This window comes from Streptomyces sp. NPDC001515, from assembly GCF_053597115.1.
In genome coordinates this window covers 97424-119686 of sequence record NZ_JBSFHN010000020.1, presented here as the reverse complement: position 1 = coordinate 119686, position 22263 = coordinate 97424, and the positions used below count along the sequence as shown (strand labels likewise).

Below are 22263 nucleotides of genomic sequence, written 5' to 3'. Positions count from 1 at the left end.
GCAACGCGGACGCCTCGTGACGGTCGATATTCAGGAGCAGGTCGAGGCCCGCCGTGAGGTACCCGTCACTGATGGCGGTGATCGTATGGTCTCCGACGTTTCTGGCCGGAAAGGAATAGCATTCCATTCTTGCGCTTTTCTCGCTATTTGAGGGCGTGAATGCTTTGCTCGGCGAAGCTGAAGCAGGGCATTCGAGTGGTGAGTCCGGTGGTTTCCGTGATCGCACTGCTGATCTGGCCGCATAAAACGGTTCACGACCGCCGGTGGCAGGAACGGCTCTTCGCGCAACAGGATCTCCACGAAGACGGGATGGCCTCGGCCCCGGAAATGAGTGCGGGCAGCTTGCGATCGGTAGAGAAGTCGTTCCATTCCTTCTCGCGGTTCAGATCGGCACATCCGCATTCCATGGTGTAGATCACGGAAAGGACCTCCGAACTATTCTGGTAGTCACATCCTAGATCCCTTGCCGGCCCGTTCCGTCGCGTTCAGGGCGATATTCTCGCAATGCAGCTTGACCATAAGTCATGGTTGACGGAACAGGCCGGTCCCGTAGGGCGGAACCGATACGGCAGACCACGTCATCACGCCCGTCACGCCGCGGGAAGAAGGACCTGGACTGCGTAGAGCGCGCCGACGGCGGTGGCGAGGGCGGCGAGGAGGTGGGTGAGGGCCGTCTCCGGCAGGTGTGGTTGGAGGCGGGCGCCGAGGTATCCGCCGAGAAGGCCGCCCGCGCCGCAGGCAAGGCCCAGCGGCCAGTCCGGGGCGACGTCGCCGGTGGCGGTGAGGGAAAGCAGCGCGTAGGTCGCCGCGCCGACGACCGAGGTGACGAAGGTGGAGGCCAGGGCGGCGGGTGCGACGGTGGCGACCGGGACGCCGCGGCCGACGAGGACGGGGCCGAGCAGGGAGCCGCCCCCGATTCCGTAGATACCGCCGGCCACGCCGACGACCAGCGCCAGCGACGTCGTCGCGCGCGGTGAAAGGGGACGGTGGGTGCGGGGCTCGGCCGGACGCGCGCTCCGCACCCACAGCCACAGGCCGAGCGGCAGGAGCAGCACCGCGACGAGGAGGCGGAAGGCCCGTGGGCCGGGCACGGCGTGGACGCGGAGCACCGCTCCGATGACGACGCCGGGGACGGTGCCCGCGATCAGGAGCCGGGTCAGCGGTCCGCCGAGCTGCCCGGCCCGCCCGTAGCGCAAGAGGGCGCCGGGGCCGGCCACGACGTTGTAGAGCAGGTTCGTCGGTGTCACGGCCGGGCTGGGCACGCCGAGCACGCTGACCTGGACGGGCAGCAGGAAAACCGCTCCGGAGACGCCCACGGGTGCGGTGACAACGGATATCAGGAACCCGGAGGCGAATCCGAGCAGCCCCGGCGACCAGTCCACGACGTCCCTTTCGGCGCTCTTCGACACGCGCCCGGAACAGGCTCCGGACCGGGCGGCTCCCGTTCTCGGAACGTCGGCCCTGCCCGATCCAACCGTGTCCCCCGGCGGCGGACAAGCGCCGTCCGGACTCGGGAAGCGCCCGGCAGGGGTTCCTCGACCGCCAGTCGAGCCGGGGGACTTCGTCCGCCTCTGCACACCCCGCCCGGCACGGGGGCTGAAGAGACCGGGGCATATGCCCATACGGTGACTATCAGGACACTTTCGCCCGGCGGAAGGGGGAGCTGCGGGCGGTCACGGCACTCAGCGCGTTTCCCATCCGTGCCCCCGTGTCACATCCGCCCCTTGCCGTCATGACATCCGGACGGACTTCGGCACTTTCCGGATGCCGGTGCGAGAAGCAGGAACTTTCCGCGGTGGCGGATTCGCGGCTCCTTCCCGCCCCCGCTGTTCTTCAAGGTGGTGGCCGCTGGGTAGCCCCTTGGCCGACCGGCGGCGAGAGCCGTCCCTCACAGATGAACCCATCGAAGGAGTGGATCCCCATGGAGCAGCCGGAGATCGAGCAGGTCACGGACGAACTGCCCGAGTTCGGCCTGATGGTCGACATCGGCGACGACGACTGAGGCTCGGTCCGTCCGCGTAGTGGCACCCCGGGTGCGTGGCGGTCCGTCCGCCACGCACCCTCCTCCATCGAATCCGCCGGAGGCCGGAACGTGCTTGTGACCCCTGACGCCGTGGCCGCCCGCCGGGCCGAGGACGCCCTCTGGTACGCCACCGACGCGGTGTTGCGGAGAGCGGGAAGCGCCCGGCCCCTCCCGCCGCCGCGTCATCCGGCCCGAATGGCCGCCGCCCACCGGGCCGGCGCGGAACCGCTGCCCATGGCCGCCCCACGGGACCGGACGGCCCGGGCCGGCGAGGATCCGGCGGCCGTTCCCGCGCCCCGGAGGTCCGAAGGGGACTGGGCGGTCGATCTCGCCGTCCCGGCACCCCATCTCACCGCAGCGGTCGGGCGTGCACTCGCCTCGCTCCCGCAGGGGCTGGGAACGGCGGGCGCTAAGGGGCCGGGCGCCGTCGTCCGGGACTGGGAGCCCGGCCAGGCCGCCGTACTGGCCGAGGCCGTCGAGCGGCTGAAGCAGGTGTGGCCTCAGATGCTGGCCGAACTACGGGAGGGCGTGAGCCAGATCGCTCTGCTCGACGGGCGGGCCATCAGCGGATTCACCGACTTCACCGCGCACGGCGCCGTGTTCGTCAGCACGGCCCGGCTGACCACGGGGCGCAACGGTCTGCCCGGCTGGCTCCGCCTGGCCGACGCCCTGGTCCACGAGGGCACCCACACCCGCTGCAACGCCGCCGCGTTCCGCACCCCGTTCCTCGTATCCGCCGCCGGCCCCGGGCACTCCGTCATGACCCCGCTGCGGCCGGATCCCCGGCCATTGACCGGGCTCTTCCAGCAAATGGTCGTCCTGGTCCGCCAGACGCTCCTGTACCGGCTGGTCCTGCGGCGCGCGCCACTGACGGGTTCCCCTCGCGAGGCGGTGGCCGACCGCCGGACCCGGCTGCAGGAGAAGGCGTTCCGGGCCGTCGACACGCTCGGCCGCCATCGTGCCGCCCTCACCGCCGCCGGTGAGGCCGTGCACGCCCAGGCGGCCGGACTGCTGGCGGAGGAAGCCGAGCGGAGTACGGCGCGTGCGGGGCAGCCGCGGGGAGGCCGTGCGTGAACGTCTCGACACCGACGGCCTGGACTCCGGAGGTCTTCGCTCCGTGGCCGCACACGCCCGGCGCGCTGCTGGCCCGCGTCGCCGCCCGGTCGAAGTCGTTCAACCCGACCGGCGCGGCCGGAGGCGCTCCCGTGCTGATCGGTAGCGCCGCGGGGGACGCGGCATCCGACGTCGGACCGCGCGCCCGCGGTGAACTGATGGAACGCATGGGCAACGTACTCGCCGGACGGGCCGCGGAGGCGGAGGCCGACGCGGGCCCGCAACGCCTGCCGGCCGGCGGCCGGGCCCGCATCGGCACCTGGTCCGAACTGCGCCGCGCCGGCGTCCCCGCCTCCGATCCCGCCGATCCCGCCACCGGCCCCGCCACCGTGGCACCACCCGACCGAACCTCGGCGCGTGAGGTGCGGCAGCTCTGGTACCGGGGCCGGGCTACGGGGTCCGGTGAGGACGTCTGGATACCGGCGGGCGCGGCGTTCCTCCATCACCGCCCGCCGCCCGGTTGCGCGGCCACCCACCGGGCCGGGTCGACCGGCGTCGCCGCCCACCTGGGTCCGGACGCCGCCTCGGCACATGCCGCCTGGGAGATCCTCGAACGCGATCTGGTGCGACGCAGTTGGTGCGACCCCCTCCGTCACCCGCCCGTCGCGTTCGATGCCCTCGACGCCCTCCCGGCCGGTGCGGAGGACCTGCGGCAGTTGCTCGACCACGAGGACCTGCGGGCCACCGCGCTCGCGCTTCCGGCCCCGGCCGGCGCCACGGCCGTCGCGGTCTGCGTCCATGAGCCCGACCGCACCCATCAGACGTACGGGGCGCGCTGCGGTCCCGCCCACGAGCTGCCCGAGGCCGTGGCACGGGCCTGCTGGGAAGCGCTGATGGTCCGCTGGAGCATGTCCGCGCCGGTGGCCGTACGTGCCTGGGAGCGTCTGTCGCGCACCGGCGCCCCACGCACCGAGCTGGACCACGCGCTGTGGGCGTTCCACGCCCAGGACGCGCTGACGCGCTGGGCAGGGCCCGCCACCGCCCTCCGCGATCCCCCTGCCCCTCCCCCGGCCCGCCGGACCACCGGGGAACCGGATCCCGTCGCGCTGCTCGCCGCGCACACCGGACGCGACGTGATCGCCGTCGACTGCGGCACGGGCCCGCCGGCGGACGCGGACCTGTTCGTCGTCCGGTTGATCGCTCCAGGAGCGTCACCCCTGCCCGCCCGGCCGGTGCCGGGCGTGCCTCCCCACCCCTTCGGCTGACCCCGGCACGCCCCGCGCGCTCCGTAACCCGGGCCCGGCCACGTCCCTGACTCCGCGCCCTCCACACCCGCACCGGGAGGACCCCATTCCCACGTCCCCGCACGACCCTTCGGTACGCCCCACCTACAGCACGCTGTTCGCCGACCGGTACGACGACTGGTTCGCCGCGTCGAACACAGAGTCCACCGTGGGCTTCCTGGCGGCCCTCGCGAAGGAGGGCCCGCCCGGCCCCCTGCTCGAACTGGGCAGTGGCACCGGCCGGGTGGCCCTGCCACTGGCCTCACTCGGCCTCACCGTCGAAGGGCTCGACGCCTCCCCCGACATGACCGCCCAACTGCGCGCCAAGCCCGGCGGCGACACGGTCCGGGTCACCCTCGGCGACTTCTGCGCACCCCCGGAGCCGGCGGACACCGGACGGTACGCCCTCGTCTACGCGGCCGGCGGCACCTTCGCCGAACTCGACACCCAGGACGCCCAGCGCCGCTGTCTCGCCTCCGCCGCCCAGCGCCTGAAGCCGGGTGGACGGCTCGCTCTCGACGCCCATCTGCCCGAGGCGCTCGCCACGCGGGGCACCGGCACCCAGCCGGTGGACACGCCCGGCGACGGCTTCGTGCTCCGCACCCGCACGCTGCACCCCGCCCGCCAGCAGTACACCTCGGACTACGCGGTCCTCGACGACGGGCGGATGCGTCATGTCCGGGTCTCCTTCCGCTACTTCACCCCCGGCGAACTCGATCTGCTCGCCGAACTGGCCGGCCTGCGGCTCGTACGGCGTACCGGCGGGTGGTCGGGACGGCCACTGACCGACTCCAGCGGTCACCACGTCTCCGTGTACGAACGGCCCGCGTGACCAAGCGGGGGGCGAGCGGGGCGAGCGTCCGCTTGCTCGGATCCAGGCACGGCCCCGTCGGGCGCCTCTACACTGCCCGGGTGATCAACGATCTCCCTGCCGGACTGGCAGCCCGACACCCCACTGCCGAGGATCACCCGCGGGTGCTGGCCGTGTTGGACAGGTGGTGGGGCGGACTCAAGGGCGAGGCAGGGGCGGTGGAGCGCGCGCTGTTGCTTCCGCGCCTGTACTTCCAGCATTTCACCACCACCAGCTTCCTTGTCGAGCATCCCGACGGGGAACTCGCGGCTTTCCTCGTCGGCTTCTTGTCGCAGAGCCGGCCGGACGTCGCCTATGTGCACTTCGTCGGCGTCGACCCGGCTCTGCACGGGAAGGGAGTCGGGCGCGCCCTCTACCGGTCGTTCTTCGCCTCTGCGCGGGCCCGGGGCCGCCGGTACGTACACTGCGTCACCAGCCCGGAGAACACCGCCTCCCAGGCGTTCCACGCCCGGCTCGGGTTCGTGGCCGCGCCCGTTCGGCCGGACTACGACGGCCCCGGACTCGACCGGGTCGCCTTCACCGCCGACCTGGCCGGCAAGACGGCCCGCACGGCGCGCCGACTCCGGGTGCTGGATACGGTCCTGGCCCTCGAACACCACCCCGGTCGGCGCGTGCCGTCCGGCGACGACTGGCTGGCCCTGGTCCGAGCGCCGGAAGGCGTGACGGTGATCCGTTCCGCGGGCCCCTCGGTGCCCGCGGCCGATCGCTGGATCGCGTTGTACGACGCCGATCCGCACCACGGCCTCGACGAACCGGGCCTGCTGGCCGCCGTCCTCACACCGTTGGCCCGCGCCGCGATCCCGGTGTTCACCGCCTCGACCTACCATGCCGACCTGGTACTTGTACCCGAGCACCACCAGGACCAGGCGCTGACTGCGCTGCGGTCGGCCGGATACGAGATCGGCTGACTCATGCCTCGGGGCCCTTCGGGCCTTCGGGAAGTCCGAAGGGCCGAAGGGCCCCGAGGCGGGGCACCGATGCGGACGGGGGTCAGATCGTCTCGTCCGGGGCGCCGGCGTCCGACCGGTTCGGTCGGTTGTGGTCACCCCTCGTCGAGAGTGAGGGCGACCTGGTCCAAGATGTGCTGCCAGTGCGCGCGTTGCCGTTCGCGCTCTTCGGCGTCGGCCAGGTGTTCCTGGTGGAAGCGGAGCATCGTGCGGGTGCCGTCGGCGGTGGGGGCGAGGGCGACCTGCACGGTGGTGGTGCCGTGGGTGATGCGGATGCGGTCCGCCGGGCGGTAGCTGCGCACCTCGCCCGTCACTCCGTCGTCGGTGCGGTAGGACGCTCCGCGTTCCCGGGAGAGGGTCGCGCCGGGGCCGAGCCACAGGGCGATGCCGTCGGCGCTGCTGATGAAGTCCCAGACGAGCGCCGCGGGGTGGGGCAGCGTGCGGGACACGCCGATCTGCCAGCCGCTTCCCTGGGTGAGTCCTGTGGGCATGAGGTCATCCTTCCTCGGTGTGGCGGGCGCGCAGGGCCCTGACCTTGTGGCGGTTGCCGCAGTGCTCCATGGAGCACCAGCGGCGGCGTCCGGGGCGTGAGGTGTCGGCGTAGATGAGGTGGCAGTCGTCCGCGGCGCAGGTACGGATTCGGTGCGCGAAGGGTCCGGTCAGCAGGTCGACGGCGTCTCGTGCGACGGTGGCCGCCAGTTGGGTGCCGGTGGCGGTTCCGGCCCACTGCCGTGTGCCGTCCGGGGCGAGGGCCGGCGCCAGGGCGGGGCGGGCCGCCGCCTCGTTGATGACGTCCAGGTCACCGGATTGAGGGCGCTCGCCGCCCACGTGGGCGGTGACCACGCGGAACAGCGCGTTGCGCAGCACCCTCATGTCGGCCACTTCGGCGTCGGAGATCGCCAGTGTGGGGGTCGGGGTCAGCCGGCACCGGTCGGCCCAGGCGGCCAGGTCGGCGGGGCCGTGCAGGACTTCGTACCGGCTGTAGGGGCCGGGACCGCCGGTGGTGAGAAGTTCCAGGCAGAGCGCACCGGGGTCGAACCGGTAGGCGACACCGGTGCGGGAGTGCAGCGTCAGGCCCGGGGTGGGCGGGGAATCCATGTAACCAGTATAACCGGTTACGACGGCCGTGGGGCGGGAACCCGTGCCTCTCCGCGTGCCTCGGGGGGTGCTACGAGCCAGAGGGGCGTCCGGCCGGAGCGCAGGACCGTGCCTCTCACTGGCGCCCAGGACGGTCCCCTCGGCTCGGACCGCGAGCCCCGCGGCGCAGGAGCGGGGCCTTCGTCGGGGCCTTCGCCGGGGGCCTTCGTCCGGGTGGGCGGGGCCGGCTGTCAGAGGCGGGAGAGTTCGTCCACCAGGTCGTCCAGCCCCAGGGAGCCCTGGGAGAGCGCGGCCATGTGCCAGGCTTTCAGGTCGAAGCTCTCGCCCCGGCGCTTCCGGGCGTTCTCGCGGCCGAGCAGCCAGGCACGTTCCCCCAGCTTGTAGCCGATCGCCTGCCCCGGCATCGTCAGGTAGCGGATGAGCTGGCTCTCCACGTAGTCCGCCGGGCGGCTGCTGTGCGCGCCGATGAACTCCCGGGCGAGGTCGGGCGTCCACCGCCGGCCCGGGCAAAACGGGGAATCACCCGGAATCCTCAGCTCCAGGTGCATGCCGATGTCGACGATCACCCGCATGGCCCGCATCATCTGCGCGTCCAGATAGCCCAGCCGTTCCTCGGCGTCGGCGAGGAAGCCGAGTTCGTCCATCAGGCGCTCGGCGTAGAGGGCCCAGCCCTCGATGTTGGAGCTGACCATGCCGACGGTCGCCTGGTAGCGGGAGAGGTCCCCCGCGACGTGAATCCACTGGGCGAGCTGGAGATGGTGACCGGGGACGCCCTCGTGATACCAGGTCGACACGAGGTCGTACACCGGGAAGCGCGTCTGCCCCATCGTCGGCAGCCAGGTGCGGCCGGGTCGGGAGAAGTCCTCGGAGGGAGGGGTGTAGTACGGGCCTCCGCCGCCTCCGGAAGGCGCGATGCGGGACTCCACGTGCCGTATGCGGTCGGCGAGTTCGAAGTGGGTGCCGTCGAGTGCGGTGATCGCCCGGTCCATCAGGCCCTGCAGCCAGTCGCGGACCTCCGCCTCACCCTCGATGTACCGGCCGTGCTCGCCCAGCCGGGCCAGGGCGGTCCAGGGGGTGTCCGCGCCCGGCAGGACGCGTTCGGCCTCGGCGCGCATCTCGGCCAGCAGACGGTGGAACTCCGACCAGCCGTAGGCGTACGCCTCGTCGAGGTCGAGGTCGGTGCCGTTGTAGTAGCGGGCCCAGAGGGCGTAGCGTTCGCGACCGACGGTGTCCGGGGCGTGCCGGACGGCTGGTTCGTACACCTCGCGTATCCAGTCGCGCAGTCGGGCGACGGCCGCCGTGGCGGCACGGGCCGCCTCGTCCAGCTCGCCGCGCAGCGTGTCCGGGCCTGGGTCCGCGAACTCCTCGAACCAGCCTCGCCCTTGGCCGTCGGTGTCGATCCACTCGTCGAGCTGGCCGGCGAAGGTGGCCGTGGGGCGGGGGGCCGCGTACAGCTTGCGCTCCAGACCGAGGGCGAGGGACTCGCGGTAGCCGGCCAGCGCCCGGGGTACGGATCGCAGGCGCTCGGCGACGGCCACCCAGTCCTCCTCGGTCCGGGTCGGCGTCGCCGTGAACACATCGCGGACGAAGTGGGGCGGCGTGGCTATGTTGCCGACGGCGCGCAGGTGTTCGTCGGCCTCATGGACCGCGAGTTCGGCAGTGAGGCGCTCCCGCAACAGGCGGGCGCAGCGCCGTTCGGCCCCGGTGTCGGCGCCGGGCAGACGCTCGGCCTCGCCGAGGCGCGCGAGGGTGTCGCGCGCGAGGGCCGCGAGGGCGTCCGCTCCGGCCGGTGAGGTGTCGGGGAGGCGGCTGGAGCTCTCCGGGACACCGAGGAAGGTGCCGGTGATCGGGTCGAGTTCGATGAGGGCGTCGACATATGCGTCGGCCACCTGACGGGGAAGCGGGATGTCGATCTGCGTCATGCCGTCATCCTCCCGCAGTGCTCTGTCATCGAATGCTCTGCCCCGCCTCCTCCGTGGCAGCCGGTTCGATCGCCTCGCCCGCCTCTCCCCCACGTATGACGACCGGGGCTACGACCCGGCCGCCGGGCCGGCGAGGACCACGTAGGCCACCGCCCCGATCAGCGGGGCCGGCGCCCCGAGACGCACCCACCGGCTCGGCACGAAGAAGGCGGCGGCGACCGCGTACGGCATCCCGGTCAGGGTGACGCGCGTGCCGGCGCTGCCCAGGTCGACGTGCTGGGTGTACGCGACCAGGCCGGCGAAGACCCCGAGCGTGCCGAGGAGGAAGACCAGCACCGTCCAGCTCAGCCTCCGCGAGGCGGAGCCGCACAGCGGGACCACCTCTGCCGCTGGCAGCCCGGTCAGGGCCAGCAGGCCCGAGGCCACGGGCAGACCCACAGCGAGAACGGGCACCGTGGCGGCCGTCCCGCCCGCCATGGCCGCGTACACCGACGCGAAGCCGAGCGTCGTCATGCCGGCCGTCATCACCGCCCAGACCAGGAAAAGGTGCAGGACTATGAGTGGTCCTCTACCGGTCGTCATGGAGCCGAGCTTCCCCACGAGACGGGGGACGCGCATGAGTACACGTACTCAGAGCGGCTCGCCCGACGCGGCCCGTGGCGTCAGGCGAAGAAGAAATGCGCGGCGGCTTCTGCGGGCGTCGCCAGGCGACGTCCGGGCACATCGTGGACGCCGGTCGCCCCCTCGGAACGGAGGCGGGCGGCGCCGGCGTCCCTGGACATAACGGCGGCGTAGGCACGGACGTCGGCGGCGGTGAGGTCCGTACGGCCTCGTTCGGCGAACTGCTGGAGGAGATCGGTGATCTCGGGATCGAATCGCAGCATGGTCACCCGGGGCGTCGAATCGCCTGGCGAGGGCGATGAGCCGTGCGCGTGCCCGCGGCGTGACGTTGGTCGACTCGGCGACCGCGCTGTGCCCGGTGGCGAGCCTGGCGACGATCCTGCGGTCCCGTTCCTCGAAGATCCGCGCGTCCGCCGCGTCGGATTCCGCTTCGGCGGGTGCGGTACCGAAGAGTTCCGCGCGGATCTCGTCGCTCGACACCACGGCCGCCGCGTCGATCTGCCCGCGTGCGATCAGGGCGCGGACGAAGCGGCTCTTGCCCGACGCCGGTGGTCCGACGAGGACAACGAGCCCCGCCGGCACCTGGACGGCCGGAGCGAGAGGGCGGGGGCAGGGGGCGCCGACGTGGTCGGGGGTCTTCTCCGGGGAGCCGGGCGGCGGGCCGCCGGGCAGGTGATGCCGCATCGGAAGCGCGCTGTCGTTCGGCATGGGCCCAGCTTGCCTGATGCGGTGCCGGCACGTCCTGTTCGTTCCGATGTGCATCGCCGGCGACAGGCGGGCGCGGGGAGGAGGCCGGCGCCCCCGGGTGTCCGTTCCACGTGGTCAGTACGGCGAGCGAGTTGTCCACGTCGGGCCTGGTCGTCACGGTGCTCGCGGGCCGCACCGCCCCGAGGGCACGCGGGCATCACCCGCACGGCCCGATTCCGCTTGCGCGCGCTGCGGGTAAGGAGGGCCCGTCCGTCCCCGAGCGTCTTCCGGAGGCATCCGTGCCCGAAGTGAACAGTCCCTATCAGCCCGGCACCCCGTGCTGGATCGACCTGATGGTCCCCGACCAGCAGGCCGCCATCGACTTCTACTGCGAGCTCTTCGGCTGGCAGGGCGAGGTCGGGCCGCCCGAACACGGCGGCTATGCCGTCTGCACCCTCAAGGGCAAGGCGGTCGCCGGGATCATGAAGGCGATGAACCCGGACGGTACGGTGCCGGACCCGATGCCGCCGTCGGAATGGACGACGTACCTCTCGACGGACGACATCGACGCCACCGTGGCCTCCGCCACCGAGGCGGGCGGCCAGGTCGTCGTGCCGTCGATGGACGTCATGGATCTCGGCCGGATGGCCGTGATCGCCGATCCGGCGGGCGCGGTCTTCGGCCTCTGGCAGCCCGGTACGTTCGGCGGCGCGGCCATCGTCAACGAGCACGGCGCGCTGATCTGGAGCGAGTTGACCACGCCCGATCTGGCGGCGGCCTCCGCGTTCTACTCCGCCGTCCTGCCGGTGACGACCGCGCGCTCCGAGCTGGAGGGCGCCGACGGCTACGTCGAGTTCCAGGTCGCCGGGCGGGCGGTGGGCGGGATCATGGACATGAGCAAGATGCCGCCCGGCGCCTCGCCGCACTGGCAGCCGTACTTCAACGTGGACAGCGTGGACGACATCCAGGCCGCCGCCGTCCGCGCCGGGGCCACGGTCCTGGCACCCGCCTTCGACATGGTCGCCGGCCGCATGGCGGTCCTGGCCGACCCCCAGGGCGGCGCCTTCTCCGTCATCGCGCCCAACGGCTCGGCCTGACGTGAGCCGGGTGCGGGAAGGCGCCCCGTCTCCCCGCACCCGTCCCCGTACACCCGTGCGACGATCGCGTCATGAATGCGTCCAACCAGCGCCTCGACGACCTGCGTTTCCGCCTCGCCGGTGACGCCGACCTCGCCTCCCTCGTACGGCTGCGCGACGACGCGGCCCGCCGGATGATCGGCCGGGGCGTCACGGGCCAGTGGCAGCCCGGTGAGCTGGGACCCGACCACTTCCGCCGGATCATGGAGACCGGCGAGGTGTGGCTCGCCGAGGCCGGCGGCCGGGCGGTCGGGGCCTGGGAGCTGTGGTGGCAGGACGAGGACGCCTGGGGCCGCCGGCCGGTGCCGGCCGGTTACGTGCATCGCCTCATGGTGGACCGTGACGGCGTCCCGCCCGGAACGGGGCGCCGGCTCCTGCGCGCCGCCGAGAGGCGCGTCGCCTCGACGGGCCGGACGCTGGTGCGCCTCGACTGTCTCGCCGGCAACGAACCTCTCACCGCGTACTACCTGAACGCCGGCTACCGGGTGGTCGGCCGCACGGAGGGCAAGCCCCAGCCGGGTGGTACGCCGAAGTCGTTCACGCTCCTCGAAAAGGTTCTGGCGAGCTGACCGGAGCCGGTCCGTGACCGGCCGCACGGACAGAACGTGCGCGGGGGCGAAACGGCCTCCCATCCGCACGCGCGTCGGCTACGAAGAAGAGGCGAAACACATATGGGTTTCCGGGGCCGGACCGTCGATGGTCCGGCCCCGCACCAGCGACGGCACGAGGACCGGCATGCCATGGACGCCCCGCCCCCCGACGGCCACCCCGGCCCGTCTCTCCGTTCTCTCCCCCGAGCCGGAGCCCCACACGTGAACCGACCGATCCCCCTCGGCGCCGGCCGCTCCTGCGAGCCTTCCGGCCGCGAGTTGACCGATGTCATGCAGAAGGTCGCCCACGGTGACAAGGATGCCTTCTCCGTCCTCTACGACGCTCTCGCACCCCTGGTGTTCGGGATCGTCGTCAAGGTCGTACGCGACCGCTCCCAGTCGGAGGAAGTCGCCCAGGAGGTCATGATCGACCTGTGGCGCCAGGCCGCCCGCTACCGGCCGGGCGCCGGCTCCGTCGTCACCTGGGCGGCCACGATCGCGCACCGGCGGGCCGTGGACCGGGTCCGCTCGGCACAGGCGGCCACCGACCGCGAGCACGCTCGGGCCGCCCGGGAGCACACCACCGCCTTCGACGAGGTCGCCGAGCAGGTGGAGACCCGTCTGGAGTCCGAGCAGGTCCGCCGTTGTCTGCGCGGACTGACCGAACTCCAGCACCAGGCGGTGACCCTGGCCTACTACCAGGGGCTGACCTACCGTGAAGTCGCCGAAACGCTGCGCGCTCCGCTTCCCACCATCAAGACACGCATGCGCGACGGGCTCATCCGGCTCCGCGACTGCATGGGGGTGACCGCATGAAACACCACGCCACCGACACCCACACCCTCGCCGCCGCGTACGCCCTCGGCGCGCTCGACGACGGCGAGCGGAGGGCCTTCGACGCCCATCTGCGGGGCTGTGACGCGTGCCGGCAGGATGCCTCCGAGTTCGAGGCGACCGCGGCCCGTCTGGCGGCGGCCGTGGCCCAGCCGCCGCCCGCCTCGGCCAAGGCACAGGTGATGGCCGCCGTCGACTCGGTCCGCCAGCTGCCGCCCCGCGTGCCCGCCCCGGCCCCCGGAGCGCCGGTGCGCGGCAGGTTCCCGGGCCGCCGTGCCGTACCCCTGGCGCTCGCCGCCTGTGTGGCGGCCGCCGCGCTCGGCGGGGTCGCCGTCTGGCAGGTGAGAAACGGACAGGAGCTCAAGGACCGGGCCCGCCAGTCCCAGCGGCAGCTCGACGCGGTGACCTCGCTCCTGGCGGCCCCCGACGCGCGCACGGTTCACGGGCGGACCGACAACGGTGCGCTGACCACCGTGGTCTCCTCCGACCGGCAGAACAGGGCGGTCTTCACGGCCGCCGGTCTCCCGGCCCCCGGCGCCGGGAGGACCTACCAGCTGTGGCTCGACCACGACGGCACGATGCGCCCCGCCGGACTCATCGACCACGACGGCACCGTCCTCCTCACCGGCAACCCCGCCGACGCCGGCGCCGTCGGTCTCACCCTCGAACCCGCCGGGGGCTCTCCCCGGCCCACCACCGATCCCCTCCTCCTGATGCCTCTGCCCGCCTGAACGACCCCGCCCCCACCGCGTTTCGGACACGTTCCCCACCGGTTCGCCTTTCCACCCATCCGCCCGCCGGGCCGCTGCGAAGTACAGATGAAGCGCGGCGGCCGGCGGCGTGTGGAGTGGGGAGCACCTGGAGTGGAGCAACGGAAAGTGGCCGTGGTGGGCAGCGGGGTGGCGGGCCTGACCGCCGCCTACGTCCTGGCGTCCTCGTGCGAGGTCACCCTGTACGAGGCGGACCACCGGCTCGGCGGTCACGCCCATACGCACGAACTGCCGGGCCCCGGCGGGGACGTGGTGGGCGTGGACTCGGGGTTCATCGTCCACAACGAGCGGACCTACCCCACGCTGCTGCGGCTGTTGCGGGAACTGGGAGTCGGCACGCAGGACGCCGAGATGAGCATGTCGGTGCGGTGCGACGGCTGCGGTCTGGAATACGCGGGCGCCCGCGGGCCGGCCGCGCTGTTCGCTTCCCGGGCCGCGCTGAGGGGCCGCCACCTGCGGCTGCTGGCCGAGGTACCGGTCTTCCACCGCGGCGCCCGGCGCCTCCTGGACCGGGGTGCCGACGCGGACCTCACGTTCGGGGACTTCCTGCGCGGAGGCGGCTTCTCGCGCTATTTCGTCAGCCACTTCGCTCTGCCGCTGGTCGCCGCGGTGTGGTCCTGCCCCGCGCGCACGGCGCTCTCCTACCCGGCCGCCCATCTGTTCGCGTTCCTCCGCCATCACGGCCTGCTGTCCGTCACGGGCTCTCCGCAGTGGAGGACCGTCACCGGTGGTTCCGCCGCGTACGTCACCGCTGCCGCGAAGCACATCCAGCGCGTGCACACCTCCAGTCCGGTCGGCAGGGTCCTGCGCACCGACCGGGGTGTTCTGGTCACCGCCGCGAACAGGGGCACCGAGGCGTTCGACGGCGTCGTCATCGCCGTCCACCCCGACCAGGCGCTGCGCCTGCTGGGGGATCCCACACAGGAGGAGCGGCGGGTTCTGGGCGCGTTCACGTACGCGCGCAACCGCACCGTGCTGCACACCGACACCGCCGTCCTGCCGCGCTCGCCGCGGGCCCGCGCCTGCTGGAACTACCGGATGTCCGGCTGCGACCCCTCGGCGGAGCCCGTGCGCGTCAGCTACGACATGCGGCGCCTGCAGCGGCTGCCCGACGGCGCGGACTACGTCGTGACGCTGGGCGGGGAGGACGGGATCGACGCCGGACGGGTCGTGAAGCGGATGGTGTACGAGCACCCGGTGTACACGTCCGCCTCCGTCGCGGCCCAGAAGCGGCTGCCGGGCCTGAACGACGGGATCACCGCCTTCGCGGGGGCCTGGCACGGCTGGGGATTCCACGAGGACGGCTGCCGCTCCGGTGTCGCCGCCGCCCGCTGCCTGGGTGCGCGGTGGTGACCCGGTCGGCGCAACCCGTGGCGTCGTTGTACGACTGCGTGATCACCCACACGCGCACCACGCCGTTGCGCCGCGCCTTCCGGCACCGCACCTATCTGTGGTGCGTGGATCCGGACCGGCTGCCGGTGCTGCCCCGGCCGGTGCGACCGCTCGCCCGGTTCGATGCCCGCGACCATTTCACCGGGACCGCCGGCACCATCCGCGCGGGACTCGACGCCTGCCTCGCCGCCCACGGCATCGATCTGGACGGCGGACGGGTCGTCATGCTGGCGCACGCCCGGGTGTTCGGGTTCGTCTTCAATCCGCTCAGCGTGTTCTGGTGCCACGACCGCTCCGGTGTCCTCGCCTGCGTCGTCGCGGAGGTCCACAACACCTACGGCCAACGCCACTGCTACCTCTTGCGCCCGGACGGTTCGGGTAAGGCCCGGGCGGCCAAGGAGTTCTACGTCTCCCCCTTCTTCGCGGTCGAGGGCCACTACCGGATGCGGCTGCCGTTGCCCGGCGAACGCCTCCGGCTCACCGTGCACCTCGACGACGCGCGGGGCCGGGTGTTCACGGCCGTCGTCCAAGGGCGCCGCCGTCCCGCCACCGTGCCCGCCCTGCTGTCCGCCGCCGTCCGCAGACCGTGGTCGACCGCCGCCGTCTGGTTCGGCATCCGCCGCCACGGCATCGCGCTGCTGCTGCGCGGTCTGCCCGTACGTCCCCGCCCCCGCTCCGCCCCGCAGGAAGGCACGCCGTCGTGACCCAGCACGCCACCACGTCCTCAGGTCCCGCAGGACCGTCCGGCCGCACCGTCGGGACCCCCGCGCCTGACGTACTGCGTCGGCGGATCCCCTCGACGCGTGCCCCCCGTCCCGCCGGGCCGGTCGTCCGCCGCGCCGAGGTCGACGCGGAGCGCTGGCCGGACGTGGCGCGGACGCCGTCCGCGGGAGCCGCTCGGACGGCCGTGGCCCGTGTGCTCGTGGGCCGGGCCCTGGCCCGGCTCGGGCTCGCGGCGCCCGGCGCGGGCACCGCCGGTCCCCTGCTGGCCCTCCACGACCCGGACGCCTTCCACCGGCGGATCGGCCGCGACGGGCTGATCGGCTTCGGCGAGTCGTACATGGCCGGGGAATGGGACAGCGACGACCTCGCGGGCGTCCTGACCGTGCTCGCGGGCCACGTCGACGAACTGGTCCCGGCCCCCCTGCGAGGGCTGCGCGGGCTGTGGGTCTCCGCGCGGCCGGCCGCCGACCGCAACACGCGCGCCGGGGCCCGCGCGAACATCGGGCGTCACTACGACCTGTCGAACGACCTGTTCTCCGCCTTCCTCGACCCCACCCTCTCCTACTCCTCCGCTCTCTTCTCCGCGTTCCCCGCCCGCGCCGAAGACCTTCCGGAAGCGCAGCACCGCAAGATCGACCGGCTGCTGGACCTCGCCCGGGTCGGCGACGGGACGCGGCTGCTGGAGATCGGTACCGGCTGGGGCGAACTCGCCCTGCGGGCCGCCGCCCGAGGAGCCCGGGTCACCACCCTGACCCTCTCCGCCGAACAGGCCGGTCTGGCCCGGGCCCGGATCGCCGCCGCCGGCCTCTCCGACCGGGTCGACGTCCTCCTGCGCGACTACCGCGACGCGGAGGGCCGCCACGACGCGGTGGTCAGCGTGGAGATGATCGAGGCCGTCGGCGCGGAGTACTGGCCGTCCTACTTCACCGCGCTGCGCCGGGCCCTCGCTCCCGGCGGGAGGATCGCCCTGCAGTCCATCACCATGGGCCACCGGCAGATGCTGCACACGGCCGCCACCCACACCTTCATCAGCAAGTACGTCTTCCCCGGCGGCCTGATCCCCTCGCGCCGGGCCCTCGCCCGGCACTCCGCCGCCGCCGGGCTGACGGTCGCCGCCGACCACGGCTACGGCCCGCACTACGCGGAGACCCTCCGGTTGTGGCGGGAGCGGTTCGCCGCCGCCCGGCCCGCCGTGACCGCGCTCGGCTTCGACACCGTCTTCCAGCGGATGTGGGAGTTCTACCTCGCCTACTCGGAAGCCGGGTTCCGCTCCGGCTACCTCGACGTGCGCCACCTGCTCCTCACCGAAGGGACCCCCCGTTGAAGTCCGCCGCCGACTCTCTCGCCCGGCTCATCGGCCACGTCCTGCCGGGCCCTCTGCCGGTACGCCTCCACGCCTGGGACGGCAGCCGGTGCGGCCCCGCGGACGCCCCCGTCGTCACGCTCCGCTCCCCCGACGCCCTGCGCCGTCTGATCCGGCGGCCCGGCGAGCTCGGCCTCGCCGAGGCGTACATCACCGGCGACCTCGATGTCGACGGGGACCTCGCCGAAGCCCTGTCGCGGGCCGGACGCACCGTCCGCGACCGCCCGGCCGGCCGACCCCGGCCGGCCCGTCTGGCGGCGGCCGCCGCTCTCGCCGTGCGTCTCGGTGCGGCCGGTCCGCCGCCGCCGCGCCCCGGCGGGCGGGCCCGCCTGACCGGCCCCCTGCACAGCGCCTCACGCGACCGGGCCGCCATCAGCCACCACTACGACCTGTCCAACGACTTCTACGCGCTCCTCCTCGACCCGTCCATGGCGTACTCCTGCGCCTACTGGACCCGCCCCGGCGACCCCGCGTACACCCTTGCCGACGCCCAGCGGGACAAGCTCGAACTGATCTGCCGCAAGCTCGCCCTGCGCCCCGGTGACCGGCTGCTCGACGTCGGCTGCGGCTGGGGTGCGCTCACCGTGCACGCCGCCCGCGAGCACCGGGCGCGCGTCACCGCCGTCACGCTCTCGCGGGCCCAGCGCGATGTCGTCGCCGAGCGGGCCGCCCGGGAGGGGGTGACCGATCTGGTGGACGTCACGCTCCGGCACTGGCGGCACGTGGACGGCGGCGGCTACGACGCGGCGGCCGCCGTCGAGATGGGCGAACACGTCGGCGACGCCGAGTACCCCGCCTTCACCGCGAAACTCCACGAGGTGCTGCGTCCGGAGGGCCGGCTGCTCGTCCAGCAGATGTCCCGGAGCGCCCGCGCCCCCGGAGGAGGGGCCTTCATCGAGACGTACATCGCCCCCGACATGCACATGCGGCCCGTCGGGCGGACCGTGGACATGCTCGAAGGCGCCGGGCTCGAAGTCCGCTCCACCGAAGCGCTCCGCGAGCACTACACCGCCACCATCGACGCCTGGCGCGCGACCCTCGAAGAGCGCTGGGACGAGGTCCGGGCCCTCGTCGGGGAGACCACCGGCCGGGTGTGGCGCCTCTACCTGGCCGGGGCCTCGCTCGCCTTCGCGGAACGCCGCATGGGCGTGGACCAGATCCTCGCCGTACGGCCGTCCCGTGAAGGGACGTCCGCCATGCCGGCCACGCCCGTCACCTGGTACGGCGCCCCGGGTGCGGCGTGACCGGCACGGACTGGGGCGCACTCGGCCTCAACCTCGCCTGGTGCGCGGTCGCGGCGGCGTCCGTGCTCCTCGTGACCTTCGCCGTGGCCGTCCGCCGGGGGCTGCACCGCATCGTCGACATCGCGTGGGGCCTCGCCTTCGCCGTCGTCGCCGCGGCCACCTGGACGCTGTCCGTCGGGCACGGCGACGACGGGCGGCGGCTGCTCGTCGCGGCGGCCACCGCGGTCTGGGGGCTGCGGCTGGCGGTGCACATCGCCCGGCGCTCCCGCGGCCACGGCGAGGATCCCCGCTACACGGCACTCCTCGACAAGGCCGGAGGCAACCGGACCCGGTACGCGCTGCGCACCGTCTATCTCGCGCAGGCGGCCCTGGTCTGGCTGATCTCCCTGCCCGTCCAGGCCGCCTCCTACAGCTCCCGCCCCCTGGATGCCCCGGCCTTGTGCGGGATCGCGCTCTGGGCTCTCGGGCTCGGGTTCGAGGCGGTCGGGGACCAGCAGCTTGCGCGCTTCAAGCGGGATCCCGCCCACCGGGGACACATCATGGACCGGGGTCTGTGGTCCTGGACGAGGCACCCCAACTATTTCGGCGACAGCCTCGTGTGGTGGGGGCTGTACCTGTCGGCCTGCACCGCCTGGCAGCCGGCTCTCCTGACCCTGCTGTCCCCGGTCCTGATGACCCTTCTGCTGACCGTCGGCAGCGGCAAGCGCCTTCTGGAGAAACACATGGCCGACCGTCCCGGGTACGCGGAGTACGCCGCACGCACGAGCGGATTCCTGCCGCTGCCCCCGGGCCGGGCCTCCATGACCGGGCGGAGGCGCGCCGGATGAGCACACACCCGTCGGACGGCCTGCGGGAGCACCGCGCCCTCACACTCCGCCGGCCGCGCCCGGCCCCGGCCGGCGCGGTCCTCGTCCTGCACGGTGGTCGCGCCGATTCCCTCGCGCCACCCTCTCCGCTCAATCTGCCCGGTCTGCGGATGCGCCCGTTCCTGCGCGCGATGGTCCTGGACCCACGCTTCTCGGACGTTCTGATCGCTTCCGTCCGTTACCGGGTGCGTGGCTGGAACGGGGACCGCGCCGACCCCGTCCGGGACACCCGGCGCGCGCTGGAGGAGCTGCGGCGTACCGCCGGGCCGCTGCCCGTGGTCCTCGTCGGGCATTCCCTGGGTGCCCGAGCGGCGCTGCGGGCGGCCGACGACCCTCAGGTACGGGGCGTCGTCGCCCTGGCCCCCTGGTGCCCACCGGGCGAGCCGGCCGGGCACCTGACGGACCGTACGGTCCTGGCCCTCCATGACGAGGCCGACCGGGTCACCTCCGCCGCGTCGACCTGGGACTACCTCGCCCGCGCCGCCGCGGCCGGTGCGCGCGTCCGCGGGATCCGCATGCCGCGCGGCGGCCACGCCATGATCCGCGACGCCCGCCGCTGGCACCGTGTCACGACGGCCTGCACGGCAACGGTGCTCGGGCTCCCGACGCCGCACACGCGTCCTTGGTCACGGGCCTGACGGCTTTCGGCCAAGATCCGGCATCGATGGGGGAACTTCTCCGCGAGCCCGCTAGTTTCTACATTGTTGTAGAAACATGTTCGGTGGAACACTTCACCCGGAGGAACGCTCGTGGCCCTGTGGGACCGCATCAAGGAATCCGCGTCAACCATGCAGACGCAGTTGGTGGCGAAGAAGAACGACCTGAAGTCCGGTGCCTTCCGTGACGCGTCGATGGCGATGTGCGCCCTGGTGGCGGCGGCCGACGGCACCATCGACCCGTCCGAGCGGCGCCGGGTCGCCCAGCTGATCATGAGCAACGAGGTGCTGCAGAACTTCGACGCCACCGACCTCCAGCGGCGCTTCGAAGCCAACCTCGACCGGCTGGTCGCCGACTTCGACTTCGGCAAGGTGAGCGTCCTCCAGGAAATCGCCAAGGCGAAGAAGAAGGAGAACGAGGCACGTGCGGTCATCCAGATCGGCATCGTCATCGGCGGCGCGGACGGTGACTTCGACCAGAAGGAGCAGGCCGTCGTGCGGGAGGCGTGCCTGATGCTGGGTCTGGCGCCGCACGAGTTCGACCTGTAGGCGCCGACGTGGCACGGGCCCCGGGCCGGCGGGTCGAACTCCCGTCGGCCCGGGGCCCGTTCACATGGGTGTCGCCGCGCGCAGCACTGCCAGCAGGGTGATCGTGGAGTTCGCCGACGACAGGGCGGACAGGACGGTGCCCGCGCCCGCCGCCCAGGAGGCGATCCCGACGCCGGTGCAGAGCGAGGGCCAGCTCCGGGCGGCCGGGGCCGGTGCCAGCAGGGCGGACATGCGCCGGGGCACCTGGCCCGGGGCGGCCATCGCGGGAAGCCCGGTGGCGGCCCCCGCCGGCGGGAAGAGGGCGGCCCTGCCGATGGCCCGCGCCACGACGGCGCGGTCTCCCAGCACCTGAGCGGCTTCTTCGTCCGCCCACCGCTCCGTCGTGAACGAGACGGCCGTGCACAGCGGGCGCAGGAACGGGTTGCAGCGCGCGGCCAGTCGGGCCGCGAGGACGTACCGGTGGTGGTGGCCGGTGAGGTGGGCCCGCTCATGGGCGAACAGCGCGCGCCGTTCGCGGGGTCGGAGTGCGCCGAGCATCGCCGTGGACACGACGACGCGCCCCCTGTTCCGGCCCGGCAGGGCGTGCGCGTAGGGGCGCTCGTCGGGCAGCACCACGACGGCCGTCGGGCGCAGACGCGCCAGGGCCCGGTGCGCGCGCCGTCGGACCCGGTAGTGGCCCGACACGACGCGGGCGCTGCTCGCGAGGGCGAGCAGAAGGACGGGGATGGCGGCGATCCCGACGGCCTCGTCGTGCGGGATCACGGCCCGTACCGCGGGCGACGACCAGCCGTCGGGCAGGGGGTTGCCCGGCAGTTGGGCGGTGCCGGCCACCACCAGGAGCGCGAGGCACAGGGTGGAGCACGCCGCCATCACGACGCCCACGGCGGTCAGCAGGCGGGTGGCGGTCCGGGGGTGCAGTCGGGCCGACGCCAGGTGCGCGACGGGCCAGGCGGTCACCGGAAGGACCAGGGGAAGGAGTACGAACACGCCCACGGGCTCAGCCGGTCCCCGTGTCGTCGCCCGTGCGCCGCAGGAGTTCGCGGACGGTCCGCTCGTCGGACTCGGAGAGCGACACCAGGAAGCTCGCCAGTACGGCATCCCGGTCGGGTTCGCTGTCCAGCACCTTGCGCATCCTCATCGCGGCGAGTCCCGCCCCGTCGGCCGCCGGTGACCACCGGAAGGAACGCCCGTCGCGGACGCGGGTGACCACCTGTTTGCCGAGCAGCCGGGCCAGGATCGTCACGACGGTGGTGTGGGCGAGGTCCCCGGTGACCCGTTCGCGGATCCAGCCCGCCGTGACGGGTTCTCCGGCGTCGTGCAGCAGGTCGAGTATCTGCGCTTCCAGCTCTCCGTGCCGGCGCCGCGAGGGACGGGGCGAGGGGGGCGACACGATGGGGCCTCCTGCACGACGACTGCCCCGTACGCGGTGGCGCGCCAGGGGCGGGGAACGCGTCATCGTATCCAATACCGGGCCGGTCGCCCACGCGGCGACCGGGCGAGTGGCCGGGCGCCTCGGCATGGGCGGTCCCCTCCCGGCCGGAACGGTAAAGACACAGCAAAAGACGCTCGTCAAGAGCCGATACCGGCGCGCCTGGCGATGGGTTTCGGCCTTTCCGGCAGCATGACGCCGCCGAG

Annotated in this window: 24 protein-coding genes and 1 pseudogene; 16 read left to right on the top strand and 9 right to left on the bottom strand. The window is 73.2% G+C overall.

Annotation, left to right across the window (positions count from 1 at the left end):
- Positions 1 to 216: 216 nt before the first annotated feature.
- Positions 217 to 414 (top strand): hypothetical protein, encoded by a 198-nt coding sequence (locus tag ACWCXC_RS22095; RefSeq protein WP_450890318.1) that lies wholly within the window; start codon positions 217 to 219, stop codon positions 412 to 414.
- A gap of 176 nt (positions 415 to 590) precedes the next feature.
- On the opposite strand, the gene ACWCXC_RS22090 is transcribed toward ACWCXC_RS22095, so the two are convergent.
- Complete coding sequence (locus ACWCXC_RS22090) at positions 591 to 1382, bottom strand: sulfite exporter TauE/SafE family protein (protein WP_450890339.1); 792 nt, start codon at positions 1380 to 1382, stop codon at positions 591 to 593.
- A 710-nt stretch (positions 1383 to 2092) separates the two neighbouring features.
- Here ACWCXC_RS22090 and ACWCXC_RS22085 point away from each other — a divergent pair.
- From ACWCXC_RS22085 to ACWCXC_RS22070, 4 genes are all read left to right on the top strand, one after another.
- Entirely contained in the window at positions 2093 to 3097 is a 1005-nt protein-coding gene (locus tag ACWCXC_RS22085) for an aKG-HExxH-type peptide beta-hydroxylase (protein ID WP_450890317.1), read from the top strand.
- Positions 3094 to 4341, top strand: a complete 1248-nt coding sequence (locus ACWCXC_RS22080; RefSeq protein ID WP_450890316.1) for a YcaO-like family protein — start codon at positions 3094 to 3096, stop codon at positions 4339 to 4341. Before ACWCXC_RS22085 ends, ACWCXC_RS22080 begins: the two co-directional genes overlap by 4 nt.
- 187 nt (positions 4342 to 4528) lie before the next feature.
- Complete coding sequence (locus tag ACWCXC_RS22075; RefSeq protein ID WP_450686025.1) at positions 4529 to 5191, top strand: class I SAM-dependent DNA methyltransferase; 663 nt, start codon at positions 4529 to 4531, stop codon at positions 5189 to 5191.
- 143 nt (positions 5192 to 5334) lie between these two features.
- Complete coding sequence (locus tag ACWCXC_RS22070) at positions 5335 to 6138, top strand: GNAT family N-acetyltransferase (protein ID WP_450890315.1); 804 nt, start codon at positions 5335 to 5337, stop codon at positions 6136 to 6138.
- Positions 6139 to 6272: 134 nt separating this feature from the next.
- Here the strand turns inward: ACWCXC_RS22070 and ACWCXC_RS22065 are convergent, their stop codons facing one another.
- From ACWCXC_RS22065 to ACWCXC_RS22040, 6 genes and pseudogenes are all read right to left on the bottom strand, one after another.
- Positions 6273 to 6668 (bottom strand): SRPBCC family protein, encoded by a 396-nt coding sequence (locus ACWCXC_RS22065; RefSeq protein WP_450890314.1) that lies wholly within the window; start codon positions 6666 to 6668, stop codon positions 6273 to 6275.
- 4 nt (positions 6669 to 6672) lie between these two features.
- Positions 6673 to 7275, bottom strand: a complete 603-nt coding sequence (locus ACWCXC_RS22060) for a CGNR zinc finger domain-containing protein (RefSeq protein ID WP_450890313.1) — start codon at positions 7273 to 7275, stop codon at positions 6673 to 6675.
- 230 nt (positions 7276 to 7505) lie between these two features.
- Positions 7506 to 9197, bottom strand: coding sequence for a DUF885 domain-containing protein (locus ACWCXC_RS22055; RefSeq protein WP_450890312.1), 1692 nt, complete (start codon positions 9195 to 9197; stop codon positions 7506 to 7508).
- Positions 9198 to 9305: 108 nt separating this feature from the next.
- Entirely contained in the window at positions 9306 to 9779 is a 474-nt protein-coding gene (locus tag ACWCXC_RS22050) for a hypothetical protein (protein ID WP_450890311.1), read from the bottom strand.
- An 80-nt stretch (positions 9780 to 9859) separates the two neighbouring features.
- Positions 9860 to 10087: a hypothetical protein gene (locus ACWCXC_RS22045; RefSeq protein ID WP_450890341.1), complete on the bottom strand. Its 228-nt coding sequence runs from the start codon at positions 10085 to 10087 to the stop codon at positions 9860 to 9862.
- A 61-nt stretch (positions 10088 to 10148) separates the two neighbouring features.
- Positions 10149 to 10502, bottom strand: a pseudogene (locus tag ACWCXC_RS22040) (AAA family ATPase); the annotation flags it as partial.
- A gap of 311 nt (positions 10503 to 10813) precedes the next feature.
- On the opposite strand from ACWCXC_RS22040, the gene ACWCXC_RS22035 reads away from it, so the two are divergent.
- The 11 genes from ACWCXC_RS22035 to ACWCXC_RS21985 all read left to right on the top strand — a co-directional run bounded on the left by ACWCXC_RS22035 (position 10814) and on the right by ACWCXC_RS21985 (position 20628).
- Positions 10814 to 11602, top strand: a complete 789-nt coding sequence (locus tag ACWCXC_RS22035; RefSeq protein WP_450890338.1) for a VOC family protein — start codon at positions 10814 to 10816, stop codon at positions 11600 to 11602.
- A 71-nt stretch (positions 11603 to 11673) separates the two neighbouring features.
- The gene (locus ACWCXC_RS22030; protein ID WP_450890310.1) at positions 11674 to 12210 is read left to right on the top strand and encodes a GNAT family N-acetyltransferase; all 537 of its coding nucleotides are present in this window, start codon (positions 11674 to 11676) and stop codon (positions 12208 to 12210) included.
- Positions 12211 to 12453: 243 nt separating this feature from the next.
- Positions 12454 to 13047: an ECF RNA polymerase sigma factor SigK gene (gene sigK, locus ACWCXC_RS22025; protein ID WP_450686112.1), complete on the top strand. Its 594-nt coding sequence runs from the start codon at positions 12454 to 12456 to the stop codon at positions 13045 to 13047.
- Entirely contained in the window at positions 13044 to 13796 is a 753-nt protein-coding gene (locus ACWCXC_RS22020; RefSeq protein WP_450890309.1) for an anti-sigma factor, read from the top strand. The genes sigK and ACWCXC_RS22020 overlap by 4 nt, the downstream gene beginning before the upstream one ends.
- 87 nt (positions 13797 to 13883) lie before the next feature.
- Positions 13884 to 15188, top strand: a complete 1305-nt coding sequence (locus ACWCXC_RS22015) for an NAD(P)/FAD-dependent oxidoreductase (protein WP_450890308.1) — start codon at positions 13884 to 13886, stop codon at positions 15186 to 15188.
- A 38-nt stretch (positions 15189 to 15226) separates the two neighbouring features.
- Positions 15227 to 15931: a DUF1365 domain-containing protein gene (locus ACWCXC_RS22010; protein ID WP_450890307.1), complete on the top strand. Its 705-nt coding sequence runs from the start codon at positions 15227 to 15229 to the stop codon at positions 15929 to 15931.
- A 74-nt stretch (positions 15932 to 16005) separates the two neighbouring features.
- The gene (locus ACWCXC_RS22005) at positions 16006 to 17274 is read left to right on the top strand and encodes a class I SAM-dependent methyltransferase (protein ID WP_450890337.1); all 1269 of its coding nucleotides are present in this window, start codon (positions 16006 to 16008) and stop codon (positions 17272 to 17274) included.
- Positions 17271 to 18557: a class I SAM-dependent methyltransferase gene (locus ACWCXC_RS22000; RefSeq protein ID WP_450890306.1), complete on the top strand. Its 1287-nt coding sequence runs from the start codon at positions 17271 to 17273 to the stop codon at positions 18555 to 18557. The genes ACWCXC_RS22005 and ACWCXC_RS22000 overlap by 4 nt, the downstream gene beginning before the upstream one ends.
- On the top strand, positions 18554 to 19384 hold the full coding sequence (locus ACWCXC_RS21995; protein WP_450890305.1) for a DUF1295 domain-containing protein: 831 nt from the start codon (positions 18554 to 18556) through the stop codon (positions 19382 to 19384). The genes ACWCXC_RS22000 and ACWCXC_RS21995 overlap by 4 nt, the downstream gene beginning before the upstream one ends.
- Entirely contained in the window at positions 19381 to 20061 is a 681-nt protein-coding gene (locus ACWCXC_RS21990; RefSeq protein ID WP_450890304.1) for an alpha/beta fold hydrolase, read from the top strand. The genes ACWCXC_RS21995 and ACWCXC_RS21990 overlap by 4 nt, the downstream gene beginning before the upstream one ends.
- A 111-nt stretch (positions 20062 to 20172) precedes the next feature.
- Entirely contained in the window at positions 20173 to 20628 is a 456-nt protein-coding gene (locus ACWCXC_RS21985; RefSeq protein WP_450890303.1) for a tellurite resistance TerB family protein, read from the top strand.
- 60 nt (positions 20629 to 20688) lie between these two features.
- On the opposite strand, the gene ACWCXC_RS21980 is transcribed toward ACWCXC_RS21985, so the two are convergent.
- Both ACWCXC_RS21980 and ACWCXC_RS21975 read right to left on the bottom strand, forming a co-directional pair.
- Positions 20689 to 21621 (bottom strand): M56 family metallopeptidase, encoded by a 933-nt coding sequence (locus ACWCXC_RS21980; RefSeq protein WP_450890302.1) that lies wholly within the window; start codon positions 21619 to 21621, stop codon positions 20689 to 20691.
- A gap of 4 nt (positions 21622 to 21625) precedes the next feature.
- Positions 21626 to 22018: a BlaI/MecI/CopY family transcriptional regulator gene (locus ACWCXC_RS21975; RefSeq protein WP_450890301.1), complete on the bottom strand. Its 393-nt coding sequence runs from the start codon at positions 22016 to 22018 to the stop codon at positions 21626 to 21628.
- Positions 22019 to 22263: the final 245 nt, after the last annotated feature.